This window comes from Synechococcus sp. CS-1326, assembly GCF_025128115.1.
GTDB lineage: Bacteria > Cyanobacteriota > Cyanobacteriia > PCC-6307 > Cyanobiaceae > Regnicoccus.
Window position 1 is genome coordinate 138,433 of the sequence record NZ_JAHLYV010000016.1, and the last position, 13,765, is coordinate 152,197.

Genomic DNA, 13,765 nt, shown 5'->3' on the forward strand with positions numbered 1-13,765 from the left:
GCTCGACATCGGCATTTTCAGTGTGTTCCATTCTGCCCTCTCAGGGCTCTCATGTGAAGACCAAGGCTGCCCTTGAGTGGCAGGCAAGGAGTAAAATGCGACGGCAGAGAAACTATGGAGGCCTGTCCACAAGAGGAGTTTGTTAGGCTCCTGATGAGTACATCTTTGATTGATTGTCTAGTAGTTTTCGAAGGCTCTCTAGGGAAAGTTGAGCATCGCGGCGACGATGAATCATACGGTGACAATTAGCGCATAGTACAGTCATGTCAGTAAGTGGATTAACGGCTCGAGATTCTCCGAGTGAGGACACTGGAACCAAATGATGAACTTCGATGAAATCAGCGCCATGGGCACCGTAAGTCAATGAGAAGTCAAACCCACACGCTTTACAGGACGTGCCGTGGTAATGCAATGCGGCTGCGCGAAGATGGGCTTTTCGTTCGTAATGCGCGACAAGTCGTACTGTTCGTTCTCCTTCCCATCCCTCAACCTCTTCCTCCGCTGCCCTCAGATCAAATTCAATAGTCTTGACGAGCTCTTGCGAGGGACCGACATCAGCCTGTGCAAGTTCCTTTCTATTGGGCGAACGATCGTCAATCAGTGGCCACTGTTCTAGAGCCTCAGCGATGATGATGTCTTTGTCGGCCCTTCCCGCCTTTAGTTGAGTGGCAACATACTCACATCGCTTGGCAAGGCTAAGATTGTTGCCTTGTATCGACTTCGTGCGCTGAAAGTGCCAGATCGCTTTGCTCAATTGCTCAGTACGTCCTTTCAGCGAGAAATGATGCAGCTTTGTAAACTCGGCGGCGCCGAAACCGTACTGCTGCATGGTTTCTAGGTAGTCAACTAGTTCAGTCGGACTCATTGCAAAAGCAGAGAACGGAGACAGAGGAATCTAACGCTTGCCATCATCTGACTGCCGAAATCCATGAAGATCAAGAATGAGCATTTGGTGGCGGCTCAGGTGAATGGCATTGTTAGCCGATTTCCCGCCAGCGTCACAAACCAGCTGGTCAGGCCTGTGGACATCCCGATTCACGACATTATTCTTTGTCCAATCTCTTCGCTTGCATGGAACGGAAAGACATACTCTAGATACTGTGTAGCATCTAGGGTGTGATGCTGTGATTGAACCGAGAGACCAGCAATTGGCCATTTGCCACATGTTCAATGATAAAATCACCTAGAAAGACTGTGCGACCATTTAATTTATTAGGGCTTACCAGTCCCAGACTTGCATAGTCCATTTAGTTCCGCAGGCACCACCAAATATGGTTTTTATCTTGGGTGTATTTTGTGTTGTTGCTTCTTCTTCGGGCTTCTTGGCCTTAGGGCGTGGCCTGCTCTTAGTAGGCTTAATGGATGTTGCCTTAACCGCGGTCACTTTTCTTCTCTTTGCTGCACTGGCGGCGACGCCCTTGGCTCTTGCGGCTGCTGTGAATCCTGTTGCTCTCCACCCCTTTTTTCGTCTTGACTGCATGCCCATTAACTTGCTCCATGAGGTTGCAATTGTAATGGGCTAGCTGTATTGTCTGCAATTGGACAGCTTTGACCCTTGCATCGACTAGCTTATACCGGAAGAAAAGGATCGAAACTGAGGCAACCCCAATTCGGCTAACAATGATTGGGCAGATCCGTGAACCCCCCCCCTGAATGCTCATCATCCAACCGCATAAAATTCAATTGCCCTGTCTTGTAGGAGCATAGATCCATTTCTTGCCAACTGTTCACAGAGAACTATGTGGCTTGTTCTTATCTTTAGCCGGCTCTGAGAACCAACTGTTCCTCAGGTTACAAAAGGTCGGCTGGGCTTCGAAAACCGAGTGCGCTGGTTCAGTTCATGGCTGTAAATCATGGTCGTGGCACGTTCTAGTTTAGCGATGCCCTGGTAACCAACATCGCCGTAGACCACCTGCTCATCACCATGCAGCAGGTCGGCTGCTGGGGTGAGGACGTGCACGTTGGCAGCGGTGGTAACGACTGAGTGGATGAGGCCTGAGTCCTTGTCGACGCCGATATGCACTTTCATTCCGTAGTACCACTGGTTGCCTTTCTTGGTCTGGTGCATTTCCGGATCCCGCTTGCCAGCGTTGTTTTTGGTGGAGCAGGGCGCCGCGATCAAGATGGCATCCACAATCGTGCCCTGCCGCATCGTCATGCCCCGCTCGCCAAGGTGCGCCTTGACGGTCTCAAAGATCTGCTCACCCAGACCGTGCTTCTCCAGCAGGTGGCGGAAGGACAAGATCGTGGTCTCATCCGGGATCCGGTCGCTGATCAGATCAATGCCAGCAAAGCGGCGCATGGTGTGGGCCGCAATCAGGGCCTCTTCCATCGCCGGATCGCTGAGTGAATACCACTGCTGCAAGAGGTGAATCCGCAGCATTGTGCCCAGCGGGTACGGGGGCCTCCCACCCTTCTCACTGGCTTTGGGGTAGTGGGGCTCGATCAGCTAGAGCAATGCCTGCCAGGGCACCACCGCATCCATCTCCGCCAGGAGCTTCTCCCGCTTGGTCTGCCTCTTGGTAGTGGTCTGCTCGTAATCAGAGAAGCCGAGCCGTTTGCCGCTCATCAGCCCTGTCCTGATCTGCGATCACATGCCTATTGTCCCGCAAATGGGCTGGGTTTTCCAGAGCTTCCCTAGTTGGTTTTGCTAGGTTGTCATGCGGCTGCCATTTCATCGGTCTCTTCTTCAAGCTCGATTGCAAGTGACTATGCCTAAGCCTTCCCAGCCTGTAATTAGCGCTCATCGGTTAAAGACTTTACTCGAATCGCGTTTTATACACTTTATTCGCTAGCGAGTTTTCAGCTAATTAACTCCTAGAGGCAAGCACATGTATTTATGAAAATACTACTCGCTACCAGCGCCACGTTGCTCCTGGCGGCCCAAGCTGCTCATACGTCACCGACATCCTCGGCAGAGCTGACTTGTACCCGGGGCGACGAACTAGACCATGTCGGAATAGTTTACAACCCGTCTGGCCAAGTAACAATTGTGTGGTCTGATGGCTCCGTGAACTCGTTCAAGCCCGACTACAATTCAGACCCCATTGATTCACAAGGGCGTCTATTTTATGATCAATCTGGTCGCCCTTGGCGATGGATCACCCCTTCAGGACGCGGTCATGCGGACACTTGGAAGCCTGTTCATGGTGGTGAACCTATTCGATGCTGGGGTCGATAATTTACAGAACTCTGCTTCGTAGCTATCAGCACCTACCTGCGCGTACACCCTGGGCTCTGCCGTGATCACCGACCGCCGGCCAGTCGCGATTCGGACGAAGGCTATTCCCGTGGATGGCAACCTGCCGGCGGTCAGCAGTTCCCCCTGCTGTGGCCTGGGGCAGAAGTGGGAGACCAGGCTGGATCTGCAGGTCATTCCATCGACACCGCTGACCACAAGCAGCGATCTTCCGGAACAGTTCAGGGAAGCATGGGGATGCAGTTCGCTCTCACGGGCATCCGGGCCTTCATGCGGGGCTGAGCTATCGATGAAAGAAGAATTGAACCTGAGCTCGAATCGTCACATCCCCTAAGTGACCGAGCAATTCTTGATCGTGCGAATGTCCTGGCTGCCCTGCAGTAGTTGGGGGGAAAGCGGGTAGCGCCACTTCATTTCGTTTCAAACAGGCACTGGGGCACCCCCCTGTGGCAATAGCTCCCAGCAGCACCAATCCCTTGGCCTCCAGGAGTCGCAACCGATCCCGCAACAAGTGGCTGCCGCTCTCCCCGAACGAGCAGCAGGCCCGCGGTGCCGCCAAGGGCGCTCCGCTGCTGGAGCCCTGGCGCGAGCACAACACCCTGCGTGGCCTGCGCGATCGGTTGCAGCTGGCCTTCGACTGCTGGAACCTGCTTGATGCCCCTGACGGCACCAGCCGCCGCTCGGTCTACCTCCCCCCTGGCGTCAAGGAGCCGGATTCCTCGTACCGCAATCGGATCGAGAACGCCCGGCCCACGGGCTTTTTCCGTGATGCGCTGCGCACCTACGCCGGGATGCTCTCTTTCCTGCACTGGCAGGCGTTGCCGCCCTCGTTGCAGGCAGTGATCGGTGATGTGGATGGACGCGGCACTGATCTTGGGGTGTTCCTGTTCATCGCTGATCTGTTGGTGCTGCGCGATGGTGGCTGTCTGATCCTGGTGCTCCCGCCCGAGCACCGCTGGCCCTCAGAAGGGCACAGACTTGATGCCCTGCGCCGTGGCGATCGGCTGTCGCTGCCTCGGCTGGCCCTGGTGCCCCGTGCTGATTTCCTCGACTGGCAACTCCCCAATCCCAACGGTCTGCCGGTGCGGGTGGCCTGGCGGGTGGACGTTCACAACCCGATCAGACCCGACCACTTTGGGGGGGTGCCGGTTCACTACCTCACGCCCAACAACACGCCGGCCTACGACCTCTCCAACTGGACCTACAGGGTGGCGGAGCTGGCTGCCGAGGGTCTGCGCTTTGCGGCCTACGCGGCCGTGCCGTCGACCTCGGCTTCCAGCGGCTATCAGGCTGAGCCGCTCGGGCCGGCCGTGCTGCTGGAGGGCCAGCACACCATGCCCTGCGTCTGGTATGCCGCCGATGGTGCTGCCTTTGGGGAAGGCGATCTGCCTCACCTGGGTCTGGCCAACCAGTACCTCACCCACTACCGGCTCAAGAGCGAATACGAGGACCTTCTCTCTCGCTGCGCCCTGCCGGTGGGTGTGCGCAGCGGTCTGGTGGATCAGTACGGCTTCCAGCGCAGCGAGGACGGCGAACCCCGCCCTCCCGAGCAGCTCGTGCTCTCCACCTCCACCTTCATGGACCTGCCGGAGGGGGCGGACTTCAACTGGAAGGAGATCCGCGCCCGCTCGCTCGCCGAGCACCGCGCCTACCTGACCCTGCTGGATGAAACCATGCGCCGTGATGCGCTGGTGCCGACCCAGAACCGTGGCGCAGGCCGCAGCGAAACCGAGATTTCGCTCACCGCCGGCCAGGCCTACGCCCTGCTCCAGTCGCTCGCCACCCAGAAGACCTCGGTGTTTGAGAACGTGCTGGCGCACTGGTGCTCACTCACCGGCGACAGCCTGATGCCAGGCGCCGGTCTGGCGCTCACCGTGACGCCGCTCACCCCGCCGCTGCGGCCCCAACCGACGGTGGGCGAGTGGCTCACGCTGCATGAACGCGGTGTGATCAGCACTGCCGAGCTGCGTCACCAGCTGTCGCTGGCTGCCGCTCCGGGTGTGGTCAACCCGATCAGCGGCTCGGCAACCGAATCGTTCACGGTGCCCACGGCTGAGCTGAACTGATGAGCGGCTCACCTGCCAATCCCAATGCCTGGCGCCCGTCGGATCTGGAAGCGATCCGACGCGCCCTTCTGATCCCTGTCACCGCCCCTGCTCTGCGCGCCATCAATGACGCCATGGCCCAGCTGGAGCGCAGCTACCCCGAGGCGATCCCCGCCGCCAAGGCCTCGCTCAATGCGATCGCCGTGATCGACGCGGGCCTGGCTGCTGGCGGCACGCCCGCCGAGCCGTTCGTGATCAAGACCACCCGCAAGGCCGCTGCAGGACCGGTTCCTGTCGAGCTTCCCAAGAAGAAACTCGATGTGATCGAGTACGCCACCGAGCTGCTGATGGAGGAGGTGTCGACGGAATACGCCGAACCCACCGCCAACAGCTACGGCTTCAGCATCGGCGCCCAGAGGCGCGGCCATGTGGCCAACCTGCTGCTCATCCTCCCCGGCCTGTCCTCCTGGTGCCCCCCTGCGCCGACGCCGTTCTCCGGCACCTTGATCCGCTCCTGATGAGCATCAGTCCGGTCACGGCGCTGCAGGAGGTCGCCAATGTGCGCCTGATGCTCCAGCAGCAGCAGCATCCCGGCGCCAAGGTTCCGGTGACGGTCTGCCGTCAGGTGATCGACTGCTCGATTCAGCAAACCAAGCTGATCTCCAGCCGCGACAACGGCCCCGGCATCGACACCGGCGACATCCTCTGCGAGGGCTACCTCACCCGCGCCGCCCTGCTGCCGCCCGCCACGCCCGAGTCCAATCCCTGGGACTGGTTGGCGGCCGAGCAGGCCTGGCAGAGCCCCGGCCTGCGCGCCACCTTCCAGCCGCTGGCGGTCCCACCAGCCACCGAGCCACCGCGTCTAACCACCGTTCAGGTGCCCGCCGAGGGGGTGTGCTGGCTCGGTGATCTGTCGTTGCTGCAAACGCCGGGCGTGCTGCCGCTCAGCCCTCGCGCCGTGTTTGCTGGCGCCAGCCTGCTGATGATCGGCCAGGCCTACGGGCCTGGTGGCATCGGGCTGCAGGTGCAGCCGGAGCTGGGTGAGGCGATCAGCTTTGCGCTCAAGCCCAACCGCGTGCTGGTGATCGAAACCGGCGACAGCTTGAACCTGATCGCCGAGCGCTATGGCACCACCGTGCAGACGCTGCGGGCGGTCAACCCGGATCTTGCTCAGCAGGGGCCGATCACCACCGTGGTGGGCGACACGCTCAACGTGCTGGCCGCCCGCCACGGCACGACCGTCGATTACCTGCGCAAGCTCAACCCGTCGCTGCTGCGCGCCGATGGCCACACCACCACGAGCGGCGACACGCTCAAGCAACTGGCGATCGATTACGACACGACCGTGGATTGGCTGCGGCTCTACAACCCGGATTACGACCGCTGGCCCCGAAGCGATCCGCTCCCGGTTGGTGTGCTGCTCAATGTGCCGGCGATCCGCCCGTCCGATCCGCTGGACGTGGGCCAGGTGCTGCAGGTGCCGCTGATCCGCCCCGCCACCTTGCTGTCTGCCGGCGGCTGGATCTACCTGCCGCCGCTGCGGGGCGTGAATGCGGCTGATGACCTCTGGGATGTGGACCTGTCGCCGGATCCGCCGCCCGACACTCCCTGAATGGCAATAGCTGGGGTGAGTGCAGCCCGGATGGGGCGCTCGCTTTAACCACAGCCGTGATGGGTGGACCGATGACCAAACGCCTTCTCCAGGACCTCGGCGTCCTGCCGCAACCGACCGCCGAGCATCAGCAGCTCGTCAGCTACGCGCAGCCGCAGCACTGGCCCAACCAGGAGCCGCCTGCCCAGCCGGAAATTGAAGACGACGACCTCGAGGATGACGACCTCGACCCGGATGAGCCACTGGATGAACCCGGCGAGGAGGTCGAGGCTTCCCGCTCCGAACCGTCCGATGCGCTCAAGGCGGAGCGGCGCAAGACCAACCAGCTGGAGCGGGAGCTGCGCACGATCAAGCGTCAGCTCGCCCAGTTCTCCAAGATCAACCCGGATGAGTACGAGCGCCTCCAGGAGGCCGAGCGGCAGAAGGAGCAGCTGGAACGCGAGATCGCCAGCCGTGAACTGCAGCTGGAGGCCGCCGCTGCCCGCAAGGTGAAAGCGGCCGCCAAGGAGCGGGACGAGGCGCTCCAGGACGTGCAGAACCTGCGCAAGGAGCGCCTGCTGGAGCGGCTGTTCGTCGATGCCGATGGCCGCGCCGGTGGTGATAACCGCGGCTCGTTTTTTGAGATCTTCAAGCACCAGGTCGGCGGTGAGTTCCGCCTCACCAAGGACGGTGCCGGCCGTGACCTGCTGGAGCCGATCGACTCCAAGGGCAACGTGCTGCTCGGTGATCACGGCAACCTTGACGCCGCCGATCACATCGAGTCGCTGCGCACCCATCCGGTGCTCAGCTTCCTGTTCAACCAGCGCGGCGGCCTGGGCCCCGCCACCGTGATCGCTGAGTTCGATGGCAACGGCCTGCCGACCAACCTGCAGAGCATGAGCGCCAGTGAGCTCTACCTAGCCAGCTACGCCAAGAAGCCAGCTGGCGCCCGGCGTTGATCCATCCGCGCTCCGTCCACACGGGCGGAGCGCACCTTCAACATCGACAACCAAGCGCAACCGAATAGCAGGAACCGAATGCTCGGCGCACAATCAAGCGCGAGGCAGGGCACCCAAGTTCACGATCAATCAAATCAAGTGAAGAACAAAAAGGGGGGATATACCCCCGAATACGAGAAACTCGCGCGTACCGCTTCGGAAATGTCGCAAAATCTGGAAATTCGTATCTCGGATCAACTGAACTTGGGCTGACCTCCTCCTGCAATGACATTGCCTACTACGGAGCCGCCTGGCCGCTCTGTGTCTCGACGCCTGGGCCTTCAAATGGAGGTTGCTCCGCCATGGATGCGCCTGAAGACATTGTCATGACCGATCCTGAGTGAGTAGAGATACGTCGTTGAAGCGTTGATCGGACAGCAGCAAGAAACGCGGCCCCGTGCGGCTGCCCGATACCAGTGCGCCGTTCACCACTTCGTGAAGGCACGGAAATCGCGCGCCTCTGGGAGGCCTGCACCTGGCGAGGCGGTGATCGCCGGGTCGTAGGGAATGTCCTTGCCCAGGGGCGAATCGAACGGCGCCCACATGAACTCGCAGAACGAACGGCCGACGACGGGCCCGGTCGCGCTGTCCTTGCGGAGGCGCGCGGCGCCTTCCCACATGCCTCCGTTGAACAGTTGCGCCTCGGCAACTTCGACGACCGGGTCGGTGTAGAACACCCCGAGCGGCGTGGACATCTTGGCGTACACCGGGTAGTCGACGCCGGTCTCCGGCGACTTCCACCATTTCAGCGGCTCGTAGACGAACGCGGATCCCATCCAGTACTGCACCGTGCCGTCGGGACGGATCACGTTGAACCGGTTGGCCGGATCGGACGGCACGTATTTGCCGGTCTTGGCATCGCGGTAGGTGCGCCAGTTCAGGATGTCGCCGTTGTCCATGCGTGCCCAGCCCCACGTGTAGCGCGCCTGCTCCATGCCTGGAATGCGAATGCGGCCCCACTGGTGCTCGTAGTACACCTGCCCCGTGAGATCGAGGTCCATGTCGTCGAGCTTCAGCTTGATCTCGGCTTCCATGCACGGCGCGATGACGTACCAGGACAGCGCCGCGCCCGTGAAGGGGTTGGCCAGGTTGTTCGCCACGTCAGTGCCGAGGCCTTCCTGCGTGAAGCCATAAGGCACCGGGCAGCGGAAGCCGGGCTTGACGACCCGCGCGCGGCAGTCGATCGCGTATGGCGTCTGGTTCTTGAGCCCGTCGGTCGGCTTCGGCACGTTCGCCATCCAGCGGAAGCTCTCGTCTTTCGACTGGTACGAGAAAAGGCCTTCGTTGCCGCCGCCGTCCTGGCCGAGCACGTACTGGGCAGTGAACGCCTTGGCGGCCACGTCCGGGCCGGAGCCGCTGGTGGCGAGCTTACCGCTCATCGGGTGCACCGCCTGCCGGAACTTCTTGCGCTCGATGTCGGTCATCGAGAACAGCGACACCCAGACCGGTCGCCCGAGCTTCGCGTCCCAGCCGTAGGCGGCCCAGCTGAAGAACACCGAGTAGGGCTTGCCGGTGCGCTTGTCGTTGAAAAAGCCCGTGAAGTAGTGCGTTTCCTGATACTCGGCGCCGCGGTACCACGGGCCGCCGTGCATCGCGTGGTCGCGCGGGAAGTTGTAGATCGCGTTGCCGGTTTCCGACTCGATGCCGGGGCCGGTGAACGTTGCGGGGTCGAACGCGTTCTGGGCTGCCGTCGCTGCGGCACCTGGCCTTGGCTTCGCTGATGCGCGCCCCGCCGCGAGGGCTGCGACCGTTGCTGCAGCGCCACTAAGAAAGCTACGTCGCGCGGTACCGGCGGGACGATCCATGGCAGCGAAGGTGTCGCGTGGCTGAAAATCGGGAGGGGTCATCGGGGGCGGTTCCTGTTGGTCGTTGGAGGAGGGGTGCCAGGTGCACAACAGGTGCAAGACGGCTGGGTCCGGTGGCCGGCAGTGATCTCGATCTGCGCTCCAGCGAACCCGACCAGGCCTGAAGAGAGTGGGGGGTCTGCTGACCGTGGTGATGCGGGAGGCGGCCCTGTCGGGGGCCTCCCGCGTGGGCCCTCAGCCGATCAGTCGGCCCGGCCCTCCAGCAGGTTGCGGTACACCCAGCCCGCCAGCAGAGCGCCGGCGATCGGTGCCACCCAGAACAGCCAGAGCTGGCCCATCGCCTCGCCGCCCACCCCCAGGCGGCCACAGCGGTGCTGCGGGCCGGGTTCACGGAGGTGTTGGTGACGGGGATGCTGATCAGGTGAATCAGGGTCAGGGAGAGGCCGATGGGAACGCCGGCGAAACCGCCGGGGGCCAGACGATCGGTGGCGCCCATGATCACCAGCAGGAAGATGAAGGTGAGAACCACTTCGATGAGCAGTGCGGCTAGGAAGCCATAGCCGCCTGGCGAGTGGGTCCCCCAACCGTTGGTGGCCAGGGGGTTGCTGCCAGTGAGGGCGAAGCCATCCCGGCCACTGGCGATGATCAGGATCACGCCGCCGGCGATGATGCCGCCGAGCACCTGGGCCACCACATAAGACAGGAGATGGGAGCCCGGGAACCGCCCCCCGGCCCAGAGGCCGAAGCTCACGGCGGGGTTGATGTGGCAGCCGGAGATGTGGCCGATGGCGTAGGCCATCGTCAGCAGGGTCAGGCCGAAGGCGATCGAGACACCAAGAAAGCCAAGCCCGAGGGGATTGGCAGCCGCACTGTCGTAAGGGAACACCGCCGCCAGAACAGCGCTGCCGCAACCACCCAATACCAGCCAGAAGGTGCCGATCAGCTCCGCCAGGAACTTTCGCGATAGGGGGACTGGAGCACTCATGGGCGCAAGGAAAGGGAATGAAGCATTGACATTGAACGTAGTCTTCGCCTCGGTGTCAGCGCTATCCACTTTCCGCATCGTTGATGACGGCCATCCCCCAGCGCATTCCGAACGTGCCTTCGCCGCAGAGCTCTACTGCGGCAGCCGAGCCCCCTCCCAACCGCGCCGGTACAAGTGAACGAATCGGCATGGTTCGTGGGTGTCTCTCTCCTCCGACCAGTGGCCCTGGGCTCCCGGCTTGAGGCCTCAGTCGAGGAGTGGCCTTGCCGCTACAGCGCTCTGCTGCTCAAAACCCGCAGCCGCAAGGTCTGCATGACCTGCCACTGGTTACGCCGTCACGCCACGGTGGTCATGGGGATTTTCTTGAATTGCGAGATGCTTGTCACGCGACATCCGTGTGACTTCCGAAGCGACGCAGCGCATCAACCCCAAGGTCAGCTGGATGTATGGCTGATCGCGCCCGCTGATGAACAAGGCTGCGCAAGGTGACTTCGGCCTGTTCCAGGATCTACAGGTGGTCTTCAGTCATCCCTGCGACCAGCCATCAGCGGAGGTGGCGGCAATGTCCTAGCGGCTAAAGCCCAGGGATTCTTCTGCGCCGGAGGCATCTCCCACTCCAGCTGGTCGTCGTGAGTCCATGTCGTGAGCATCGAACCCCGTCGCTGAAGGCGACGAGAGCAGCGATCCAGTGCTGAGCCCTGACTACCTGTAGAGAGCGGTGAACCTCCATCGAATAGAATTACCAGACTTGTGCCAAACTAAGTCTTACACTCCTCCCCTCCGGCTGGCTGTCAGGCTTGATGACCACCTGGTCATAATTGAGCATCAGCTGCGCGCCGCTCCACAGCCGTATTCCGGCACCTACACCAAGCCGAAGCGTATCGGCTGCATTATCTTGAGCCACGCCAGACACTCGGGTTTCGCCGCCGACATTGTAATAGGCATCAACCGACAGCCAGATCTTGTCCGTTAGGTTCTGGCTGGCATGACCCTCTATCAGTAACAGCGGGTCCTGCTCGGTCTTCGTAGCCTTGTTCTCCGAGAACAGTTTCGTGCTGCCATAGGCCTCAAGCCATGTCCTGCCGCCATTTGGCGTGTAGCTGTAGTTGATCGTTGGGGTGAAGATCCATCGGTTGGAGCCGACGTTGAGCACGTTGTCGGCGTCATAAGAACCGGTGGGCGCCGTCAGCACGAAATGAATGCTGGCGAAAGGTTGGGGCGTCCAGCTCTTGAACTCCTCCTTGCTCAGGGCAGGAGCGCCGAAGAGGTTTGTTTCCAAAGCGAAGCTGAGATCGCCCACGCCGGCCTGCTGCGCTTGGTATCCGCTTGCATCGAGCGATAGGTTGAGATAGGGGACGATGACCGACACGCCACCGGTGCGGCCCCAGAAATCCATGACCCGGGTGATGATGACGGATTGCGAGTAAACGTCAGCACCAATCTCTGGAACGCCGAAGTCCTCCCCGCCCTCGACGGGCGTGACATAAGTGGAATAACCGGCATTATAAAATGTTACCCAAGTGTTCTTTGGAGCGTTGAGGTAGTCGCGTGCCTTGCCAGCATGGGCGGGTTGGGCGCACACCACCGCTGCAAAGCTGCATGCGATAAAAGCTGTTCTTCTACCAGTCCCGCGGCAGGCACCCTTGAATAATTCTTTCATCAATTCAATCTTGCCAAGCGGTAGCCGTTGGTGTCCCATGATTTAGTAATCTTGTGATAGCTTGATAGGCCTCTATCGCCCATTGAGATCTGAAGCCCAGGATGGCGTTATTGGTACGACACCGTTAATAGATCTATCATGTTTTCCTCCTTGTTGTAAATAAACTAATTCGATGGAAGGCAGGAGCGATCGGATCCAGTAAACAGGGGTCGACTTAAGCTCGACGCGTGGTGCCAGAAAGCGGCAGCTCGCGCGCGAGGTCCTGCTCCGGGAGCGTGCGCATCGCCGCCGGGCCGCCGCGCGGCTGGAAGTACTGCTCGACGTAGGCCATACCAATCTTGCGGCCCTTGGAATTGCCCTCAAGCATCGCCATCGGCCCTTCCCAGAACGTCATGCCGGTCTTGCTGATGAACACCGAGTCGTCGACGAGCGACTTCAGGAAGAAATTGCCAAAAGGCGTTTCCATCAGCCCTTCCGGGTTCCACTGCTCCGTGCTGCCCGGCACGCTGAACGCGCGCGTCGGAGTGAAGCGCATCTCGCGGTTGGGGAAGCCGTACTCGATGCGCCCGTCCGGATGCACCATGCAGTAGTGGTTGCGCTCGTGCGCCGGCAGGTTGTCGGGCGGCAGCATCCAGTGGCGGAACGCCAGCATCCGCCCGTCGTCGAAGCGGAAGCTGAACCAGCGCCAGCGGCAGTTCTCCTGGTCGAGACCCTTGATGTTGCCCCACTGGTGCTCGAGCCAGACGCTGCCAGTGAGCTGAACGGTGCGCCCGCCGAAGCCGAACTTGCCGGTGAACGGCATGTTCGGCGCGATGTAGTAGTACGACAGGCCGTGCATCGTCTGAGGGTTGTAGCGGCCGGTGTCGTTGACGCCTTCCTCCTCGATGCCGGTCGGCGTACGCGGGATATATCCCGGCGCGCCGAGGCGGATGTCGAGGTCGCACCAGGGGTCAGCAGGATTCTTCGACTTCATGCGAAAGATCCAGCGCTCGTCGTTCGCGTAGTAGCGCTCGTCGATCGACCAGCCGGCCTCGTCGTTGCGCAGCACGTACTGGAAATCTGCGGGCGAGGTAGCATCGGCGGGGCGCTGCGGCTCGAACACCGGGAAGTTGTTGAAGTAGTGGTACTTGCGGCCTTCCTTGATCGGCGAGATCGACAGCACCGCAGGCACGAAGGCGTAGCCGCCACTCTTCGGGTCGTAGCCGACCGGATCGGTGCCGAAGAACAACGCGTAATCATTGCCCTGCGCGTCCTTCGCGAAGCCCGAGAAGTAGTGCCACTCCCAGAACTCATTACAGGCGTAGAAGCCGCCGGCGTGGAACTTGTGGTCGCGGGGCAGGAGGTAAACCGGCTGGGGGGTGGTGACGACCAGCTCGCTCGAGAATTGCAGCGGCTTCAGCGTCTCGAGAACCGGCGGCAGGTTCTTCGCCGGGAAGCCGGACGGCAGGATCGCGCCGCTCGCAGCGGCCGGCGCCGCTTTGC

Annotated in this window: 10 protein-coding genes and 2 pseudogenes; 6 read left to right on the forward strand and 6 right to left on the reverse strand. The window is 61.2% G+C overall.

Annotation, left to right across the window (positions count from 1 at the left end):
• Positions 1–142 precede the first annotated feature (142 nt).
• A complete protein-coding gene (locus tag KQ307_RS06275; RefSeq protein WP_259727329.1) occupies positions 143–829 on the reverse strand; it encodes an HNH endonuclease in 687 nt (228 codons plus the stop codon).
• Positions 830–1,271: 442 nt separating this feature from the next.
• Between KQ307_RS06275 and KQ307_RS06280 the strand changes: the two genes are divergently transcribed.
• The gene (locus KQ307_RS06280; RefSeq protein WP_259727330.1) at positions 1,272–1,523 is read left to right on the forward strand and encodes a hypothetical protein; all 252 of its coding nucleotides are present in this window, start codon (positions 1,272–1,274) and stop codon (positions 1,521–1,523) included.
• A 344-nt stretch (positions 1,524–1,867) separates the two neighbouring features.
• Here the strand turns inward: KQ307_RS06280 and KQ307_RS06285 are convergent.
• Positions 1,868–2,569 (reverse strand): annotated as a pseudogene (locus tag KQ307_RS06285) (IS5 family transposase); the annotation flags it as partial.
• Positions 2,570–3,645: 1,076 nt separating this feature from the next.
• Between KQ307_RS06285 and KQ307_RS06290 the strand changes: the two are divergent.
• The 5 genes from KQ307_RS06290 (at position 3,646) to KQ307_RS06310 (ending at position 8,046) form a co-directional block, all read left to right on the forward strand.
• Positions 3,646–5,265: a DUF4055 domain-containing protein gene (locus tag KQ307_RS06290; protein WP_259727331.1), complete on the forward strand. Its 1,620-nt coding sequence runs from the start codon at positions 3,646–3,648 to the stop codon at positions 5,263–5,265.
• Complete coding sequence (locus tag KQ307_RS06295; protein WP_259727332.1) at positions 5,265–5,762, forward strand: hypothetical protein; 498 nt, start codon at positions 5,265–5,267, stop codon at positions 5,760–5,762. Before KQ307_RS06290 ends, KQ307_RS06295 begins: the two co-directional genes overlap by 1 nt.
• Positions 5,762–6,856 (forward strand): LysM domain-containing protein, encoded by a 1,095-nt coding sequence (locus tag KQ307_RS06300; RefSeq protein WP_259727333.1) that lies wholly within the window; start codon positions 5,762–5,764, stop codon positions 6,854–6,856. The genes KQ307_RS06295 and KQ307_RS06300 overlap by 1 nt, the downstream gene beginning before the upstream one ends.
• A 71-nt stretch (positions 6,857–6,927) precedes the next feature.
• Entirely contained in the window at positions 6,928–7,794 is an 867-nt protein-coding gene (locus KQ307_RS06305) for a hypothetical protein (RefSeq protein ID WP_259727334.1), read from the forward strand.
• 78 nt (positions 7,795–7,872) lie between these two features.
• Positions 7,873–8,046, forward strand: coding sequence for a hypothetical protein (locus KQ307_RS06310; RefSeq protein WP_259727335.1), 174 nt, complete (start codon positions 7,873–7,875; stop codon positions 8,044–8,046).
• Positions 8,047–8,258: 212 nt separating this feature from the next.
• On the opposite strand, the gene KQ307_RS06315 is transcribed toward KQ307_RS06310, so the two are convergent.
• From KQ307_RS06315 to KQ307_RS06330, 4 genes and pseudogenes are all read right to left on the reverse strand, one after another.
• Positions 8,259–9,680 carry a lipocalin family protein gene (locus KQ307_RS06315; RefSeq protein WP_259727336.1) on the reverse strand — a complete coding sequence of 474 codons (1,422 nt, stop codon included), beginning with the start codon at positions 9,678–9,680 and terminating at the stop codon, positions 8,259–8,261.
• A 200-nt stretch (positions 9,681–9,880) separates the two neighbouring features.
• A pseudogene (gene aqpZ / locus KQ307_RS06320) lies at positions 9,881–10,623 on the reverse strand (aquaporin Z).
• Positions 10,624–11,362: 739 nt separating this feature from the next.
• Positions 11,363–12,322: a transporter gene (locus KQ307_RS06325; RefSeq protein ID WP_259727337.1), complete on the reverse strand. Its 960-nt coding sequence runs from the start codon at positions 12,320–12,322 to the stop codon at positions 11,363–11,365.
• A gap of 175 nt (positions 12,323–12,497) precedes the next feature.
• On the reverse strand, positions 12,498–13,765 hold a 1,268-nt coding region (locus tag KQ307_RS06330; RefSeq protein ID WP_259727338.1), incomplete at its 5' end, for a lipocalin family protein.